Origin of the sequence: Kitasatospora sp. Root107 (genome assembly GCF_001424875.1) — a bacterium.
Classification (GTDB): Bacteria; Actinomycetota; Actinomycetes; order Streptomycetales; family Streptomycetaceae; genus Kitasatospora.
This window is the reverse complement of sequence record NZ_LMCT01000072.1, coordinates 152,994-168,082: the sequence shown is the minus strand read 5'-3', so window position 1 is coordinate 168,082 and position 15,089 is coordinate 152,994. Positions and strand designations below refer to the sequence as shown.

The window sequence follows — 15,089 nt, the reverse complement described above, 5'->3', positions numbered from 1 at the left end:
CCGCAGGTCGATGTTTCATGGGCGTGACTGTTTACGATGCAACGACCGACGTGGATGTCGTGGTGATCGGCGCCGGGCAGGCGGGCTTGTCCGCCGCCTACCACCTGCGGCGGCGCGGTCTCGCGCCGTACGCGGACTTCGTGGTGCTGGACGCCGACGACGCCCCGGGCGGGGCCTGGGCGCACCGCTCGCCCTCGCTCCGGATGGCCACCGTGCACGGCTTCCACGACCTGCCCGACTTCGAACTCCCGCCGCCCGACCCCGCTGCCCAGGCCCGCGAGGTGGTGCCCGGTTACTTCGCCGCGTACGAGGCGAAGCACGCGCTGCCGGTCGTCCGGCCGGTCCGCGTACGGTCCGTCAGTTCCCTGGCCGACGGGCGGCTGCTGATCGCCACCGACGCGGGCGACTGGACGGCCCGGGCGCTGATCAACGCGACCGGCACCTGGAGCAGGCCGTTCCTGCCCTACTACCCGGGCCGGTTCACCGGCCGTCAGCTGCACTACGCCGACTACCGGGGCCCGGCCGAGTTCGCCGGCCAGCGGGTCCTGGTGGTCGGCGGCGGGGCCTCGGCGATCCAGGTGCTCTCCGAGGTCGCCGAAGTCGCCGAGACGGTCTGGGTGACCCGGCGTGAACCCGTCTACCGGGAAGGCCCGTTCACCGAGGAGTCCGGCCGGGCGGCGGTCGCCCTGGTCGAGCAGCGGGTCCGGCAGGGGCTGCCGGTACGCAGTGTGGTGAGCGTCACCGGGCTCGGCCCGTCGGTCGCCTACCGCCGCGCCGAGGAGCTCGGCGCGCTGCACCGCCGCCCGATGTTCGACCGCCTGACGGAGCGTGGTGTCGCCTGGGGCGAGCAGGAGTTGGCGGTGGACGCGATCGTCTGGGCCACCGGCTTCCGCCCCGAGGTCGGCCACCTGGCCCCGCTCGGACTGCGCTCCAGCGGCGGCGGCATCCGGATCGACGGCACCCGGGCCGTCGACGACCCGCGCATCCACCTGGTCGGCTACGGCCCGTCCGCGTCCACCATCGGCGCCAACCGGGCCGGGCGGGCGGCCGTCAACGAGATCGTCAAGCTGCTCGGAGCACCCGTCCCGGTCTTGAGCTACCGGTCGTAGTCGACGGTGACCTTGTCGGAGACCGGGCGGGCCTGACAGGTCAGCACGTACCCGGCCGCGAGCTCCTTCTCCTCCAGCGCGAAGTTCCGCCGCATGCTCACCTCGCCCTCGGTGACCAGCGCCCGGCAGGTGCCGCAGACGCCGCCCTTGCAGGCGAACGGTAGGTCGGGGCGGGAGCGCTGGGCGCCGTCCAGGATCGACCGGTCGCGCGGCAGCGCCAGGGTGCCGGAGCGGCCGTCCAGCACCACCGTCACCTCGGAGCGCTCGCCGTCCGGCTGCTCGGGCGCGCGCTCGGCAACCGGCTCGTCCTCGGCGTGGAACAGCTCCTGGTGCACCCGGTCGGCGGGCACCCCCAGCTCGGCCAGCAGCTCCTTGGCCCCGAGCACCATGCCGTACGGGCCGCACAGCCACCAGTGGTCCACCTCGGGCACGTCCAGCAGCGCGCCGAACAGCGCCCGCACCCGCTCCGCGTCCAGCCGGCCGCTGAGCAGCTCGGCGTCCCTGGTCTCCCGGGAGAGCACGTGCAGCAGCTGGAACCGGCCGAGGTGAGTGTCCTTCAGGTCGGCCAGCTCGTCGGCGAACATCACCGTGTCGCTGCTCCGGTTCCCGTACACCAGGACCACCTCGGACTCGCCGTCGGCCAGTACCGAGGCGGCGATCGAGAGCATCGGCGTGATCCCGGAACCGGCGGCCAGCAGCACGTGCGTACCGGGCACCGACAGGTCGGGGGTGAACAGACCGACCGGCGGCATCACCTCCATGCTGTCGCCGACCCGGGCCTCCCGGACCAGCCAGCGGGAGAACAGCCCGCCCGGCACCTCCCGGACCGCGATCCGCAGCGCCCCGCCCACCGGCGCGCAGATCGAGTACGAGCGCCGCTCGTCCACGCCGTCCACGATCCGACGCAGCGTCAGGGTCTGGCCGGGCCGGAAGGCGTACGCCTCGGCCTGCTCGGCCGGCACCTCGAAGGTGACCGCGACGGCGTCCTCGCAGAGCGGCTCCAGCGCCGCGATCCGCAGCTCCTGGAAGGTGAGCCGACGGGAGGTCGTGGTGGTCACTAGATCTCCTTGATCCGTTCGAAGGGCTCCCGGCACTCGCGGCAGCGCCAGAGCGCCTTGCAGGAGGTGGAGCCGAACCTGGACAGTTCCTCGGTGTCCTGGCTGCCGCACTGCGGGCAGGGCACCGCGAGCCTGGTCCGGCCCAGTTGCAGCAGGCCGGTGTGCACCGGCGGGGCGATGCCCGCCTCGGCCAGTTTGCGCTTGCCCGCCTCGGTGATCAGGTCGGTGCTCCACGGCGGGTCCAGCCGGAGCCGGATCTCCACCTGGGCCCAGCCCGCAGCCCGTAGCCGGCCCGCCACGTCGGCGGCCATCTCGGCGACGGCCGGGCAGCCCGAGTAGGTCGGGGTGAGCCAGGCGGTCACCGCCGGGCCCTCCTCCGCCACCTCGGCCAGCACGCCGAGTTCGGCCAGTGTGAGCATCGGCAGCTCGGGGTCGGGGACAGCGGCTGCCACCTCCCAGGCCGAGGGCGCGGTGGTCACCATGACGCCCCCGGGTGCGCCCGGGCCACCACCTGGAGCTCGGCCAGCAGCAGGCCGAGCGCCTCGGTGTGCACGCCGTCCCGGCCCGCCCGGCCGCCGACCCGGGCCATCGGGGCCGCCTGGGGCACCGTCAGACCGGCCCCGGTGATCACCTCGGTCAGCTCGGCCAGCACCGGCTCGCGCAGCCCGCCCGGGTCGACGCCGAGCCGCAGCTCGGCCTGATCGGCCGTGAACAGCTCGTCCAGCAGCGGCCAGACCGCCTCGAGCCCGGCCTGCATCCGCTCGGCGGAGTACGCCGTGCCGTCGCCGAGCCGCAGCGTCCAGGCGGCGGCGTACTCGCGGTGGTAGGCCAGCTCCTTGACGCCCCGGGCCGCGACCGCCGCCAGCACCGGGTCGACGTGCGTGCTCAGCCGCTCGTACAGCGCGTGCCGGGCGGTGGCGAACAGCAGCAGCCGGGCCACGGTGTGCCCGAAGTCGCCATTCGGTACCTCCACCAGGCGGACGTTGCGGAACTCGTGCGCCTCGCGCCAGTACGCCAGGTCGTCCTCGGTCCGCTCGGTGCCGTCCAGCTGGCCGGCCCGGGTGAGCAGCTGGCGCGCCTGGCCGAGCAGGTCGAGGCCGAGGTTGGCGAGCGCCACCTCCTCCTCCAGCTCGGGCGCCCGGGTGCACCACTCGATCAGCCGCTGGGCCAGGATCAGCGTGTCGTCGCCGAGCATCAGGCAGTACGCCGCCAGGTCGGCCGCGTCCACCCCCGCCGGGGCCGCCCGGTCCACGCCGAGCAGCGGGTCGGCGAAGCCGGTGCCGTACGCCCAGCGGGCCTCGCCCTCCGGGCCGTGGTCGGCCTCGGCGAGGGAGAGGTAGACGTGGTCGCCGTGGTTGTCACTCATGAGAGGTGCTCCCCCGTCAGATGTGCGGGACATCCTCGGGGATGTCGTAGAAGGTCGGGTGCCGGTAGACCTTGTCCCCGCTGGGGGCGAAGAACGGGTCCTGCTCGTCGGGGGTGGAGGCGGTGATCGCGGTGGACGGGACCACCCAGAGGCTGACGCCTTCGTTCCGCCGGGTGTAGAGGTCGCGGGCGGCGAGCAGCGCCATCCGGTCGTCGGCGGCGTGCAGCGAACCCACGTGCACGTGGTTCAGCCCGCGCCGGGGGCGGACGAAGACCTCGTACAGGGGCCAGTCGGCCTTGCTCATCGGTTGCGCTCCTTCTCCGCGTGGGCCAGTGCGGCTTCGCGCACCCAGGCACCGTCCTCGTGGGCGGCCCGGCGGCGCTCGATCCGCTCCGCGTTGCACGGGCCCTGACCCTTGATCACCTGCTTGAGCTCCGACCAGTCCGGCTCACCGAAGGCCCAGCTGCCGCGCTCCTCGTCCCAGCTCAGCTCCGGGTCGGGGAGCGTGACGCCGAGGTGCTGCGCCTGCGGGACCGTCATGTCGACAAATCGCTGCCGCAGCTCGTCGTTGGTGTGCCGCTTGATCCGCCAGGCCATCGACTGCGCCGTGTTCGGCGAGTCACCGTCCGGCGGGCCGAACATCATCAGCGACGGCCACCACCAGCGGTCCACCGCGTCCTGCACCATCGCGCGCTGGCCCTCGGTGCCGCGCATCATCGTCATCAGCAGCTCGAAGCCCTGCCGCTGGTGGAACGACTCCTCCTTGCAGACCCGCACCATCGCACGGGCGTACGGACCGTACGAGCAGCGGCAGAGCGGCACCTGGTTGCAGATCGCCGCGCCGTCCACCAGCCAGCCGATCACGCCGACGTCGGCGAAGCTCAGCGTCGGGTAGTTGAAGATCGAGGAGTACTTCTGCCGCCCCGAGATCAGCTTCTCGGTCAGCTCGGCCCGGTCCACCCCGAGCGTCTCGGCGGCCGCGTAGAGGTAGAGCCCGTGGCCCGCCTCGTCCTGCGCCTTGGCCAGCAGGATCGCCTTCCGCCGCAGCGAGGGCGCCCTGGTCAGCCAGGCACCCTCCGGCTGCATGCCGATGATCTCGGAGTGCGCGTGCTGCGCGATCTGCCGCACCAACGTGGCCCGGTACGCCTCGGGCATCCAGTCCCGCGGCTCCACCCGCTGCTCGGCCGCCACCACCGCGTCGAACCGACCCTCCAGGGCCTCCACCGTTTCGGACACCGTCACCGCACTCGCCTCCCGACTGACCGTTCGGTCGGTACCATTGTGTAGCCAACGACTCACCCGTGACAAGAGCACGATTCCGCGGTGCACCCGGAAGGCAGCGAGTTCTCTGACGGGCCTCGATCTCCAGCGCGGGCCCAGACCGACATCCCCCGTGAGGACGTGCCCACGCCGAGGGCCGGGGCTCCGGCGATCGGCGGCCCCGGCCCTCGGGAGGTCGGACTACGGGCGCTCGCGGAGGCGCGGCAGGGGGACGGCCAGGAGGGCGGCCAGCAGCGCTATCCGGGGAGCGAGTTGGTCGGTGCGGATGTGTTCGTGGCGGGCGTGCGGGCCGGCTCCGACTGCGCCGAGGCCGTCGAGGGTGGGGAGGCCCCGGGCGCCGGCGATGTTGGTGTCGCCCGCGCCGCCGGCCGGGGCGCCGTCGAGGTTCTGGCCGAGGGCGGCGGCCAGTGAACGGACGTGCCGGAGCAGCGGGTTGGCGGGACGGACCGGCCAGGTGGGGCGGCTGGAGAGCACCTCCGCACGGACCTTGGCGCCGGGCCGCAGGGGGGTCAGGTGGGCCAGGTTGTCGAGGGTGCGGCGCTGCGCCTCGGGGGTCGCGAACCGGAGGCCGAGCTCGGCCTCGGCCCGGCCCGCGACCACGTTGGCCCGGGTGCCGCCGGTGATCCGGCCGGCGTTCAGCTCGGTGCCCGGCTGGTTCACCAGGCCGCGTACCAGCACCAGTTGGTCGACAAGTTCGTCCACCGCCGAGATGCCCAGCGCGGCGTCGTTGCCCGCATGGGCCTCCCTGCCGGTGACGGTGAGCCGGACCCGACTGCTGCCCCGGCGGGCGGCTCCAGACCCAGGACGGCGGCCGCCCCGGCCAGCTGCCGTTCCACCAGCTTGCGGCCGTCGGGGCTGCCCAGCTCCTCGTCCGCGACGACCACGAGCCGGACCGGCCGGTGCGGCCGCTGCCCGAGGTCGGAGAGCAGCGCGAACGCCCCCTCCACCAGCGCGAGACCGGCCTTCATGTCCAGGACGCCGGGGCCGGTCAGCGCGCCGTCGCGCTCCTCCACCGGCCAGTCCGCCAGGGTGCCGACCGGCCAGACCGTGTCGTGGTGACCGACCACCAGCAGCGGCGACAGGCTCTCGTCCCGGCCCGGCCAGTCCATCACCAGGTGGTCCCCGGCCTCGTTCGGCACCCGGTGGACCCGGGCGCCGGTGGCGGCGTAGCCCGCGCCCAACTCCTCGGCCAGCGCGTTGAGTCGGGCACTGTCACCGGTCGGCGACTCGATCCTGGCCAGGTCGGCGCAGCGACTGCGAACGGCGCTGCCCAGACTGCGGGCCCTGGCGTGCAGGGTGGACGGCAGCCCGGGCAGCGCGTCGGTGTCCGCGAACGAGACCCCGACGGCGGGCGGGCGAGGGGTGGTACGGCCGACGGCCTCGGTATGACCGGCGGGCGCGGCGGCCGGTTGGGGGCTCATCGGGCGCCTCCCCGACCGCTGCCTGTACTCAGCGTGGTCTGCGCGAGCGCGGCGAGCGGCCCACCCGGCAGGTGCGGCGGCAGGGCGGACCCGGTGCGACGGCGGCGTACCTCGTCGGGCAACGGCTGGTGGAGCGACCTCGGGCTGGGCAACATGCGTCCTCCTCGCTCGGTCCGGTGACCCCGGCTCGGCCCGGGGCACCTGGGACGGCGGCTCCCGCGCGCCGGTGCGGACGGGCACCGGGACGGGGGAAGCCGCGAGGTGAGCCTAGAAGATTCGTTCGTTCCCCTGCGAGGTGGCCCGGTGATCACGCATCGGTGACCGGCGGGAGGCAGCCGCCGCTCTGGGCGCTCCCGGCTCGGGTCTCCCGGGCCGCGCTCACCACCAACGATGGACCTCGGAACGCTTCCGTGCGCTCCGAATCGCGCGCCGCAGCCCGGAAGCACGCCTGATGGGTGATGGCGGGTCAGCCTTTGGTACCAGTCGGGCAGCTGACGCCACCTCGACCGGAGCGGGCGACGTACGGTGAGTTCGTCCAGGTTTGTCCACCACGGATTCGTCCGGAGCCAAGGCGTCGGTCCGAATGACAGATATTGAAATCTGTCATCGCTCATGCCATAGTTGAGGCATCCGCTCACGCCTCTCCTGGAGCTCCCACATGAACACCACCCCCGCCCGCACCCGCCTCGGCAGCACCGGCCCGGAGACCTCCGCGCTCGGCCTCGGCCTGATGGGCATGTCCGACCTGTACGGCCCGGCCGACGAGGCCGAGTCGATCGCCACCGTCCACGCGGCGCTGGACGCCGGCGTGACCCTGATGGACACCGGCGACTTCTACGGCATGGGCCACAACGAGCTGCTGCTGCACGACGCCCTGCGCGGCCGCGACCGCGAGGCGGTGCAGATCAGCGTCAAGTTCGGCGCGCAGCGCGGCCCGGATCGCGGCTGGCTCGGCTACGACGCGAGCCCGGCGGCCACCAAGACCGCCCTCGCGTACACACTGCGCCGCCTGCGCACCGACTACATCGACGTCTACCGCCCGGCCCGGCTCGACCCGAGCGTGCCGGTCGAGGAGACCGTCGGCGCGATCGCCGACCTGGTCAAGGCCGGGTACGTCCGGCACATCGGCCTTTCCGAGGTCGGCGCCGACACGCTGCGCCGGGCGGCCGCCGTGCACCCGATCAGTGACCTGCAGATCGAGTACTCCCTCCTTTCCCGCGGCATCGAGGCCGAAATCCTGCCCACCGCCCGCGAGTTGGGCATCGGTGTGACCGCGTACGGGGTGCTCTCGCGCGGTCTGCTGAGCGGCCACTGGCAGAGCGACCGGGAGATCGCGGCCACCGACTTCCGTGGCTTCAGCCCGCGCTTCCAGGGCGAGAACCTGACCCACAACCTGACCCTGGTCGAGGCTCTGCGGGCGATCGCCGGGGCCAAGGGCGCCAGTGTCGCCCAGGTCGCCATCGCCTGGGTCGCCTCGCGCGGCTCGGACATCGTGCCGCTGGTCGGCGCCCGCCGCCGGGACCGGCTGGCCGAGGCGCTCGGTTCGCTGGACGTGCAGCTCACCGAGGGCGAACTTGCGGCCATCGAGGCGGCCGTCCCGGCCGGGTCCGCCGCCGGGGACAGGTACGCTGCGGCACAGATGGCCCACCTCGACAGCGAGCACTGACCCGCCGTCGGCCCCGCCGTCGACCTGACGCCAGCCCGAACCAGAGGAAGACCGTGACCAGCGACAGTGCCCTGACCTCCGAGCAGATCCTCAGCGCCGCCGAGGACGTGCTGCGGCGGTTCGGTCCTGGCAAGGCCACGGTGGTGGACATCGCCCGCGCCCTCGGCGTCAGCCATGGCAGCGTCTACCGGCACTTCCCCAGCAAGGCGGCGCTCCGCGAGGCCGTCACCCAGCGCTGGCTGGACCAGGCGCACCACGACCTGGCCACCATCAGCACCCAGGCAGGCCCGGCCGCCGAGCGGCTGCACCGCTGGCTGGCCACGCTGTTCGCGGCCAAGCGCCGCAAGGCCCTGGACGACCCCGAGATGTTCGCCACCTATCTCACCCTGGTCGGCGAACTCTCCAGCACCGTCGAGGCGCACATCGACACCCTGGTCACCCAGATCGCCGTCATCCTCGACGACGGCATCCGCCAGGGCGAGTTCCGCCCCACCGACCCCGCCGCCACCGCCCGCGCGGTCTTCCAGGCCACCGCCCACTTCCACGACCCGGCCCACGCCACCGAGTGGTCCGACCCGCGCAGCGAGACCGACTTCGAGGCCGTCTGGACCCTCCTGCTCAGCGGCCTCAGCGCCACCGGCTGAGCCGGAAAACCCGGTCGCGCCCGGGCGGGCCCACCAGCGAGGATGGCGCCTCCTGCCCAGCCCCGAGGAGACGACACCGCGATGGCGCTGGTGCTGTTCCGGTGAACCCGGGCCGCAAGTACGGGCCCTCGATGCACCAGGTGCTGCGGCAGATCGACGCCGGCGCCGACTGGCGCACGGTCACGTCGGAGATGTTCGGCGGGCAGGGCTCGTACGGGAACGGGGCCGCGATGCGGGTGGCGCCGCTCGGGGCGTGGTTCGCGGACGACCTCGACCGGGTGGTCGAGCAGGCCCGACTGTCGGCGCTGGTCACGCACTTCAACCCGGAGGCGGTGGCCGGGGCGGTTGCCGTCGCGGTGGCGGCCGCGCTGGCCGTCCGCAGCCGGGGCGGGTCGGCGCCGGAGCGCGCGGACTTCCTCGCCGAGGTCGCCGGGTGGCTGCCGGAGAGCGACGTACGGTCCCGGACTGCGGATCGCGGCTCGGTTCCCGGCCACGGCCTCTCGGCCAGGTCCCGGCCGATTGGTGGGGCGCACCGGAGCAACTACCGGGTCAGTCGCGGGAGTTGCCGAACACGATTCGGTAACCGACCAGCAGGACGAAGGCGCCCGCGACGGCGGCGATCCAGGTAGCCGGGTCGTAGAAGCTGGTGGAAACCGGGCGGTCGAGCACCGCCGAGGACAGCCAGCCCCCGACGAACGAACCCGCGATCCCGATCAGGGTGGTGACGATCAGGCCGCCCGGGTCGCGGCCCGGGAGGATGAACTTGGCGATGCCCCCGGCGACCAGGCCGAGGATGATCCAGCTGAGGATTCCCATGATGCTGTTCCTGCCCTTCCCCTCCGCCGCCCATGCGTGTGCGGTCTCGGAGAGCAGGACGCAGGTCGTCGCCCACCCGGTTGCACTGCTCCGGGTGGGCGACCGCCTGCCGGGACACGCTTGACGCGGCCGCCCCGCACCGTCAGGATCACCCCATGGACACCGGCACCACTCTCGTCTGCCGCCTGCACGTCGATCTGCGACGCCAGGCGAGCGACATGTGTGCCTGCTGACGGTTCCACCTCGTTCCCTGTGACCACTGCCAGGGCCTGAGCCGCCGCGTCGGCTCTGCTCCACCCGTCTTCCCTTTCGCTCGGCCGTCACGTGCTGCCGCACGTCTGCCGGTCCGCTTCGGCCACCCGAGGACCCGTCATGAGCCTTGACCTCGCCACCCCTTCGAGCGCCACACCTGCCGCGCTCTCCCCCGCCGCGCTGCGGGAGATCGTCCAGGCAGCGGCCGACCACCCGGGCGACTGGCTGCCCCGGGTACGGCTCTCCGCCGAGGAACGCTGGTACGAGCGGCTGAGCCTGACCGAGGACCACGAGGTCTGGCTGATCAGCTGGCTGCCCGGCCAGTCGACCGGCTTCCACGACCACGGGGACTCCCAGGGCGCCTTCACGGTGGCGCTCGGCGAGCTGGAGGAGCTCTCCCTCGGCGGGCCCGAACACGGGCTGCTGGTACGGCGGTTGACGCCGGGAACGGTACGTTCCTTCGGCCCCGAGTACCTGCACGACGTGCGCAACACCACCACCGGACCGGCGGTCACCATCCACGCGTACTCGCCGCCGCTGAGCGAGATGGCCAGGTACGAACTGCGGGCCGGCGGTCTGGTGCAGACCGCCTCGGAGCGAGCTGAGGAGTGGTCATGAGCGGCATCGACGACCTGGTGGAGCGATCGCGCGAGGGCGTGCACCGGCCGGGCCCGGCGGAGGCGTACCGGGCGGCGGCGGAAGGCGCGCTGCTGGTGGACATCCGGCCGGTCGGGCAGCGGGCCAGGGAGGGCGAGATCCCCGGCGCGCTGCTGATCGAGCGCAACGTGCTGGAGTGGCGGCTGGACCCGACGGGCAGTCACCGCATCCCGCAGGCCACCGGGCCCGACCTGGCGGTGATCGTGGTCTGCTCCGGCGGCTACGCCTCCAGCCTGGCGGCGGCCGCCCTGCGCGAGATCGGGCTGCCGCTGGCCACCGACCTGGACGGCGGCTTCGTGGCCTGGGCGGCCGCCGGTCTGCCGACCCGACCGGGGGGCCAACCCTCCTACGACGAGGTGCAGCTGACCCGAAGTGACGGGATTGGTGAAGATCCGACCGGCCACTGAGGTTTGCCGCCATCCTGGCCCGGGCAGGCCATAACGTCTTCAAGATCCGTACCGACCGACCTGTCTGACCCAGCGGCACCGGACGCCACCGGCGCCCCGGAGCCGGACGACCCCGACCGAGGACCCTGACGTGATCAGATTCGACGGCGCAGCCAAGCGCCACCCCGACGGCACGGTTGCCGTCGAAGGGCTGGACCTGGATGTGCCCGCCGGCCGGATAACCGTGCTGGTCGGCCCGTCCGGGTGCGGTAAGACCACCCTGCTGCGGATGGTCAACCGGATGGTCGAGCCGACCGGCGGTCGGGTGCTGCTGGACGGCACCGACGTCGCCGAGCTGAACGCGGCCAAGCTCCGCCGGGGCATCGGCTACGTGATCCAGCAGGCCGGTCTCTTCCCGCACCGCCGGGTGATCGACAACATCGCCACCGTTCCCTACCTGCTCGGCTGGGACAAGAAGCGGGCCCGGGCCAGGGCTTCCGAGCTGCTCGAGCTGGTCGGCCTCGCGCCGGAGACCGCCAAGCGCTACCCGTTCCAGCTGTCCGGCGGCCAGCAGCAGCGGGTCGGGGTGGCCAGGGCGCTCGCGGCCGACCCGCCGGTGCTGCTGATGGACGAGCCGTTCAGCGCGGTCGACCCGGTGGTCCGGGCCGGTCTCCAGGAGGAACTGCTCAGGCTGCAGGGCGAGTTGAACAAGACAGTGCTCTTCGTCACGCACGACATCGAGGAGGCGGTCCGGCTCGGCGACCAGGTGGTGGTGCTCCGCGAGCACGGCCGGATCGCCCAACAGGCCGACCCGCACACCCTGTTGACTGCCCCGGTCGACGAAGGTGTGGCCGCCTTCCTGGGCCGGGACCGCGGCCTGCGCGGCCTGGGCCTGCGGCCAGCCACCGGCGTCGCGGTCCGCCCGCTCGCGGACGGCACCGAGCACGGCGGCTGGCAGCTGGCCCTGGACCCGGCGGGCCGCCCGGTCGAGTGGCGGCACCCCGACCAACCCTCCTGCCCCGCACCGGGATTCAGGCCGGAGGCGGACACCCTGCGGACCGCGCTGGACGCCGCCGTGCTCTCCCCGGCGGGCGCGGCCGTGGTGCTGGACGCCCAGGGCCTGGCCACCGGCACCGCCGACCGGGCCGCCGTCCTGGCGGCGCTGGCCGCCCCGGGATCCGAGCAGCGGGTGGCCGGCCGTGCCTGACGACGAACCGCTGGTCCGCTGGGACTGGATCGGCGACCGCCTCGGCTACCTGGGCGGGCTCACTGTGGACCACGCGGTGATGTCGCTGGTCCCGGTGCTGATCGGCCTGCTGCTGGCGGTCCCGCTCGGACTGGTCTGCGCCCGCTTCCCCCGGCTCTACCAGCCGTTCGCGGTGGTTTCCAACACGCTGTACGCGCTGCCCGCGGTGGCGCTGTTCATGCTGCTGATCCCGTACACCGGGCTGGCCAACCTGCCCACCGTGATGATCCCGCTGACCTTCTACGCGCTGGCTCTGCTGCTGCCCACCACCGTGGAGGGCATCCGGTCCACCCCGGAGGCCGTCCGGCAGGCCGCCGTCGCCCTCGGCTACGGCCCCTGGCGACGGCTGGTCGCCGTCGAACTCCCGTCGTCCGTCCCCTACTTGGTGGGCGGGCTGCGGGTCGCCGCGGTCTCCAGCATCTCGATGGCGGCGGTCGGCGCCCTGATCGGCCGGGGCGGGCTGGGCTACCTGTTCATCAACGGGTTCCAACTCACCTTCACCACGCCGATCCTGGTCGGGATCGTGCTGATCGTGGCGCTGGCCCTGGCGGTCGACCTGGTGCTGGTGCTGGCCAGACGGGTGCTCGCACCGTGGGCCATCCGGGAACAGGGGGCCGCGCAGTGAACTGGATCGACTGGCTGCACGCCTTCTTCACCGCCCCCGCCCGACAGAGCGGGCCCGACTCGATGGTGCACCGCCTCGCCGAGCACCTCGCCTTCACCGGCGAGGCCCTGCTGTACGCGGGCCTGCTGGCCGTGCCGGCCGGGCTGCTGCTCGGCTACACCGGCCGGGGCGCCGCGCTGGTCACCGTACTGACCGGCACCGCGCGGGCCCTGCCCACACTCGGGCTGGTCACCCTGGTCGTCCTGCTGGCGGGCGTCGGCGACGGCGCCGTGCTGATCCCGCTGGTGGTGCTGGCCATCCCGCCGCTGCTGGTGGGTGCGGTGGAAGGGGTCCGGGGCACCGACCCCGACCTGCGGGACGCCGCCCGGGGGATCGGCCTGACCCATCCTCAGGTGCTGTTCCAGGTCTGCCTGCCCGCTGCCCTGCCCGCCCTGCTGGCCGGGCTGCGCAGCGCCACCATCCAGGTGATCGCCACCGCCACGGTGGCCGCGTACGTCGGTCTCGGCGGCCTCGGCCGCTACGTGATCGACGGCCTGGCCCTGCACGACTTCCCCGCCGTGGCCGGCGGGGCGGTGCTGGTGGTGGTGCTCGCGCTGCTCACCCAACTGCTGTTCGCGGGGCTGATCCGGTACGCGCTGCCACCCGGCATCCGGCCCGGCCGCACCGTCTGACCGCGTCCGGCCCCTGTTCGTCCCGACTGCTCATCCCGAATGCGAAGGAACCTTCATGACCGCCCGTCTGATCAGAACTGCCACGGCCGCCGCCCTCCTGCTCGGCGCCGCGGCGTGCAGCTCCTCCTCCGGCGGCGACCCGCTGGCCGCCCCCTCCGGCTCGTCCGCGGGTGGCTCGGGCAAGACCGTGGTGATCGGCTCGGCCAACTTCCCCGAGAACGAGCTGCTCGCCTCGATCTACTCGCAGGCCCTCAAGGCCAAGGGCGTCAAGGTCGAGGAGAAGTTCAACATCGGCAGCCGCGAGGTGCTCTACGGGCAGCTCAAGAGCGGCGGCCTGACCGTGCTGCCGGAGTACAACGGCGCACTGCTGACCTACCTGGATGCCAAGAACCCGGCGCTGACCGGCGGCACCGAGGCCGTCAACGCCGCGCTCGTCCTCAAGCTGCCGGCCGAGCTTGCGCTGCTGGACTCCTCGGCCGCCCAGGACAACGACTCGCTGACGGTCTCCGCAGAGACCGCCGCCAAGTACAACCTGAAGAGCATCGCCGACCTGGCCGGCAAGTCCGCCGAGTTCGTGATCGGCGGCCCGCCGGAGTTCAAGAACCGCAGCGAGCCGCTGCTGAAGGACACCTACGGCCTCACCTTCAAGGAGTGGAAGCCGACCGGCGAGACCACCGCCAACGCGATCAAGGACGGCTCCATCCAGGTCGGCAACGTCTTCACCACCGACCCGAAGATCGTCACGCTCAAGCTGGTCTCGCTGACCGACCCGAAGAACGCCTTCAGCACCCAGAACATCACCCCGCTGGTGAACAAGGCGGGCGTGGACGCCACCGCGACCGCCGTCCTGAACAAGGTCTCGGCGAAGCTGGACACGGCCGGCCTGGCCGAGCTGATGAAGCGCGTGGCGGTCGACAAGGCCGACCCGGCGGCGGTTGCCAAGGACTGGCTGAAGGCCAACAGCCTGATCTGACGCACCGTCCACACACAGCACGGCCGTGGCCCGCATCCGGAGAAATCGGATACGGGCCACGGCCGTTGGTGGGTGCTGCTCAGTACCAGTGGTGGGTCAGCCAGAACGACCAGGCGGCGTTCGGGCTGCCGTAACGGTCGTTCATGTAGCCGAGCGCCCACTTGATCTGGGTGGCCAGGTTGGTGCGCCAGTCGGAGCCGACCGAGGCCATCTTGCTGCCCGGCAGCGCCTGGGCTAGCCCGTACGCGCCGGAGGAGGCGTTGGTGGCCTTGATGTTCCAGCCGCTCTCGTGGCTGATGATGTTGCTGAACGCGGCGTACTGACCGGCCGGGACGATGCTCCGGGCCAGCTCCTTGACCGCACTCGGGCTGCTGCCGACGGTGGCGGCGGACAGCTCGGAGCGCTGCTCGGAACGGGAGGCGGCGGCCGGGTTCTCCTGCTTCTTCGGCTGCTCGGCCTGCGGCTGCACGGCGGGCGCCGGCTGCTCGACAGGCTGCACCGCGGCCGGGGCCGGGTTGCTCGCGGCGACCGCGACCGGGGCGGCGACGGCGTTCTCCCCGGGCAGCGCCACCGCCACCGCCGAGGCGGCACAGGCGGTCGCCAGACCGGCGGAGGCCACCACGAGGGTGGTGCGGCGGCGCATCACGGCAAGGAGGGAGCTACGCATGAAGAGGACAACCTCAATCGTGTGGACCGGCTCGGGGCGCACCGCTGCCCGGTCGGCCGAGGGCCGTGACCAGGGGCAGCCGCACCACCGGCCGTGAGCGCCCCGTTCTGCCTCGGGCGCCTGGCGGCGCGCTCCCCCGGACCGGTCCGACCGAGTGGTGGCCGGTGCGACAGGCGGGAGCGCCTTGCGACTCCACCAGTGTTAACGCGTTCCCTACCGGCCGACAAGGTCGCCCGCTACGACGCCGCATC

At 72.9% G+C, this 15,089-nt stretch carries 18 protein-coding genes and 1 pseudogene; 10 read left to right on the top strand and 9 right to left on the bottom strand.

Annotated elements, in window-relative coordinates; all coding sequences use genetic code 11:
* The first annotated feature begins 23 nt into the window (after window positions 1-23).
* Window positions 24-1,109: an FAD-dependent oxidoreductase gene (locus ASC99_RS34275; protein WP_235583193.1), complete on the top strand. Its 1,086-nt coding sequence runs from the start codon at window positions 24-26 to the stop codon at window positions 1,107-1,109.
* Here ASC99_RS34275 and paaE read toward each other — a convergent pair.
* From paaE to ASC99_RS41840, 7 genes and pseudogenes are all read right to left on the bottom strand, one after another.
* The gene (paaE, locus tag ASC99_RS34270; RefSeq protein WP_057239514.1) at window positions 1,097-2,167 is read right to left on the bottom strand and encodes a 1,2-phenylacetyl-CoA epoxidase subunit PaaE; all 1,071 of its coding nucleotides are present in this window, start codon (window positions 2,165-2,167) and stop codon (window positions 1,097-1,099) included. The two genes, ASC99_RS34275 and paaE, sit on opposite strands and share 13 nt — an antisense overlap.
* Window positions 2,167-2,649 carry a 1,2-phenylacetyl-CoA epoxidase subunit PaaD gene (gene paaD, locus ASC99_RS34265; RefSeq protein WP_057239512.1) on the bottom strand — a complete coding sequence of 161 codons (483 nt, stop codon included), beginning with the start codon at window positions 2,647-2,649 and terminating at the stop codon, window positions 2,167-2,169. The genes paaE and paaD overlap by 1 nt, the downstream gene beginning before the upstream one ends.
* Complete coding sequence (paaC, locus tag ASC99_RS34260; RefSeq protein WP_057239510.1) at window positions 2,643-3,533, bottom strand: 1,2-phenylacetyl-CoA epoxidase subunit PaaC; 891 nt, start codon at window positions 3,531-3,533, stop codon at window positions 2,643-2,645. The genes paaD and paaC overlap by 7 nt, the downstream gene beginning before the upstream one ends.
* A gap of 16 nt (window positions 3,534-3,549) precedes the next feature.
* A complete protein-coding gene (paaB, locus tag ASC99_RS34255) occupies window positions 3,550-3,837 on the bottom strand; it encodes a 1,2-phenylacetyl-CoA epoxidase subunit PaaB (protein WP_057239508.1) in 288 nt (95 codons plus the stop codon).
* Window positions 3,834-4,775, bottom strand: coding sequence for a 1,2-phenylacetyl-CoA epoxidase subunit PaaA (gene paaA / locus ASC99_RS34250; protein WP_063857274.1), 942 nt, complete (start codon window positions 4,773-4,775; stop codon window positions 3,834-3,836). The genes paaB and paaA overlap by 4 nt, the downstream gene beginning before the upstream one ends.
* A gap of 219 nt (window positions 4,776-4,994) precedes the next feature.
* A pseudogene (locus ASC99_RS41845) lies at window positions 4,995-5,543 on the bottom strand (M20/M25/M40 family metallo-hydrolase); the annotation flags it as partial.
* Complete coding sequence (locus ASC99_RS41840) at window positions 5,471-5,923, bottom strand: M20/M25/M40 family metallo-hydrolase (RefSeq protein ID WP_255359308.1); 453 nt, start codon at window positions 5,921-5,923, stop codon at window positions 5,471-5,473. The gene ASC99_RS41840 and the pseudogene ASC99_RS41845, both read right to left, overlap by 73 nt.
* A gap of 970 nt (window positions 5,924-6,893) precedes the next feature.
* Between ASC99_RS41840 and ASC99_RS34235 the strand changes: the two genes are divergently transcribed.
* The 3 genes from ASC99_RS34235 to ASC99_RS38125 all read left to right on the top strand — a co-directional run bounded on the left by ASC99_RS34235 (window position 6,894) and on the right by ASC99_RS38125 (window position 9,174).
* Window positions 6,894-7,901 (top strand): aldo/keto reductase, encoded by a 1,008-nt coding sequence (locus tag ASC99_RS34235; protein WP_057239502.1) that lies wholly within the window; start codon window positions 6,894-6,896, stop codon window positions 7,899-7,901.
* Window positions 7,902-7,954: 53 nt separating this feature from the next.
* Window positions 7,955-8,545, top strand: a complete 591-nt coding sequence (locus tag ASC99_RS34230; protein ID WP_057239500.1) for a TetR family transcriptional regulator — start codon at window positions 7,955-7,957, stop codon at window positions 8,543-8,545.
* A 101-nt stretch (window positions 8,546-8,646) separates the two neighbouring features.
* A complete protein-coding gene (locus ASC99_RS38125; RefSeq protein ID WP_369825215.1) occupies window positions 8,647-9,174 on the top strand; it encodes an ADP-ribosylglycohydrolase family protein in 528 nt (175 codons plus the stop codon).
* Here the strand turns inward: ASC99_RS38125 and ASC99_RS34225 are convergent.
* Complete coding sequence (locus tag ASC99_RS34225) at window positions 9,095-9,361, bottom strand: GlsB/YeaQ/YmgE family stress response membrane protein (protein WP_057239498.1); 267 nt, start codon at window positions 9,359-9,361, stop codon at window positions 9,095-9,097. The two genes, ASC99_RS38125 and ASC99_RS34225, sit on opposite strands and share 80 nt — an antisense overlap.
* A gap of 372 nt (window positions 9,362-9,733) precedes the next feature.
* Here ASC99_RS34225 and ASC99_RS34220 point away from each other — a divergent pair, with 372 nt between their 5' ends.
* The 6 genes from ASC99_RS34220 to ASC99_RS34195 all read left to right on the top strand — a co-directional run bounded on the left by ASC99_RS34220 (window position 9,734) and on the right by ASC99_RS34195 (window position 14,171).
* Complete coding sequence (locus ASC99_RS34220; protein WP_057239496.1) at window positions 9,734-10,231, top strand: cysteine dioxygenase family protein; 498 nt, start codon at window positions 9,734-9,736, stop codon at window positions 10,229-10,231.
* A complete protein-coding gene (locus ASC99_RS34215) occupies window positions 10,228-10,677 on the top strand; it encodes a rhodanese-like domain-containing protein (protein WP_057239495.1) in 450 nt (149 codons plus the stop codon). The genes ASC99_RS34220 and ASC99_RS34215 overlap by 4 nt, the downstream gene beginning before the upstream one ends.
* Before the next feature lie 130 nt (window positions 10,678-10,807).
* Complete coding sequence (locus tag ASC99_RS34210; RefSeq protein WP_057239494.1) at window positions 10,808-11,863, top strand: ABC transporter ATP-binding protein; 1,056 nt, start codon at window positions 10,808-10,810, stop codon at window positions 11,861-11,863.
* A complete protein-coding gene (locus ASC99_RS34205; RefSeq protein ID WP_057239493.1) occupies window positions 11,856-12,527 on the top strand; it encodes an ABC transporter permease in 672 nt (223 codons plus the stop codon). The genes ASC99_RS34210 and ASC99_RS34205 overlap by 8 nt, the downstream gene beginning before the upstream one ends.
* On the top strand, window positions 12,524-13,198 hold the full coding sequence (locus ASC99_RS34200) for an ABC transporter permease (RefSeq protein WP_057239491.1): 675 nt from the start codon (window positions 12,524-12,526) through the stop codon (window positions 13,196-13,198). The genes ASC99_RS34205 and ASC99_RS34200 overlap by 4 nt, the downstream gene beginning before the upstream one ends.
* A 55-nt stretch (window positions 13,199-13,253) precedes the next feature.
* Window positions 13,254-14,171, top strand: coding sequence for an ABC transporter substrate-binding protein (locus ASC99_RS34195; protein WP_057239489.1), 918 nt, complete (start codon window positions 13,254-13,256; stop codon window positions 14,169-14,171).
* A gap of 79 nt (window positions 14,172-14,250) precedes the next feature.
* Here ASC99_RS34195 and ASC99_RS34190 read toward each other — a convergent pair whose 3' ends face one another.
* Window positions 14,251-14,838 carry a transglycosylase SLT domain-containing protein gene (locus ASC99_RS34190; protein ID WP_082598865.1) on the bottom strand — a complete coding sequence of 196 codons (588 nt, stop codon included), beginning with the start codon at window positions 14,836-14,838 and terminating at the stop codon, window positions 14,251-14,253.
* Window positions 14,839-15,089: the final 251 nt, after the last annotated feature.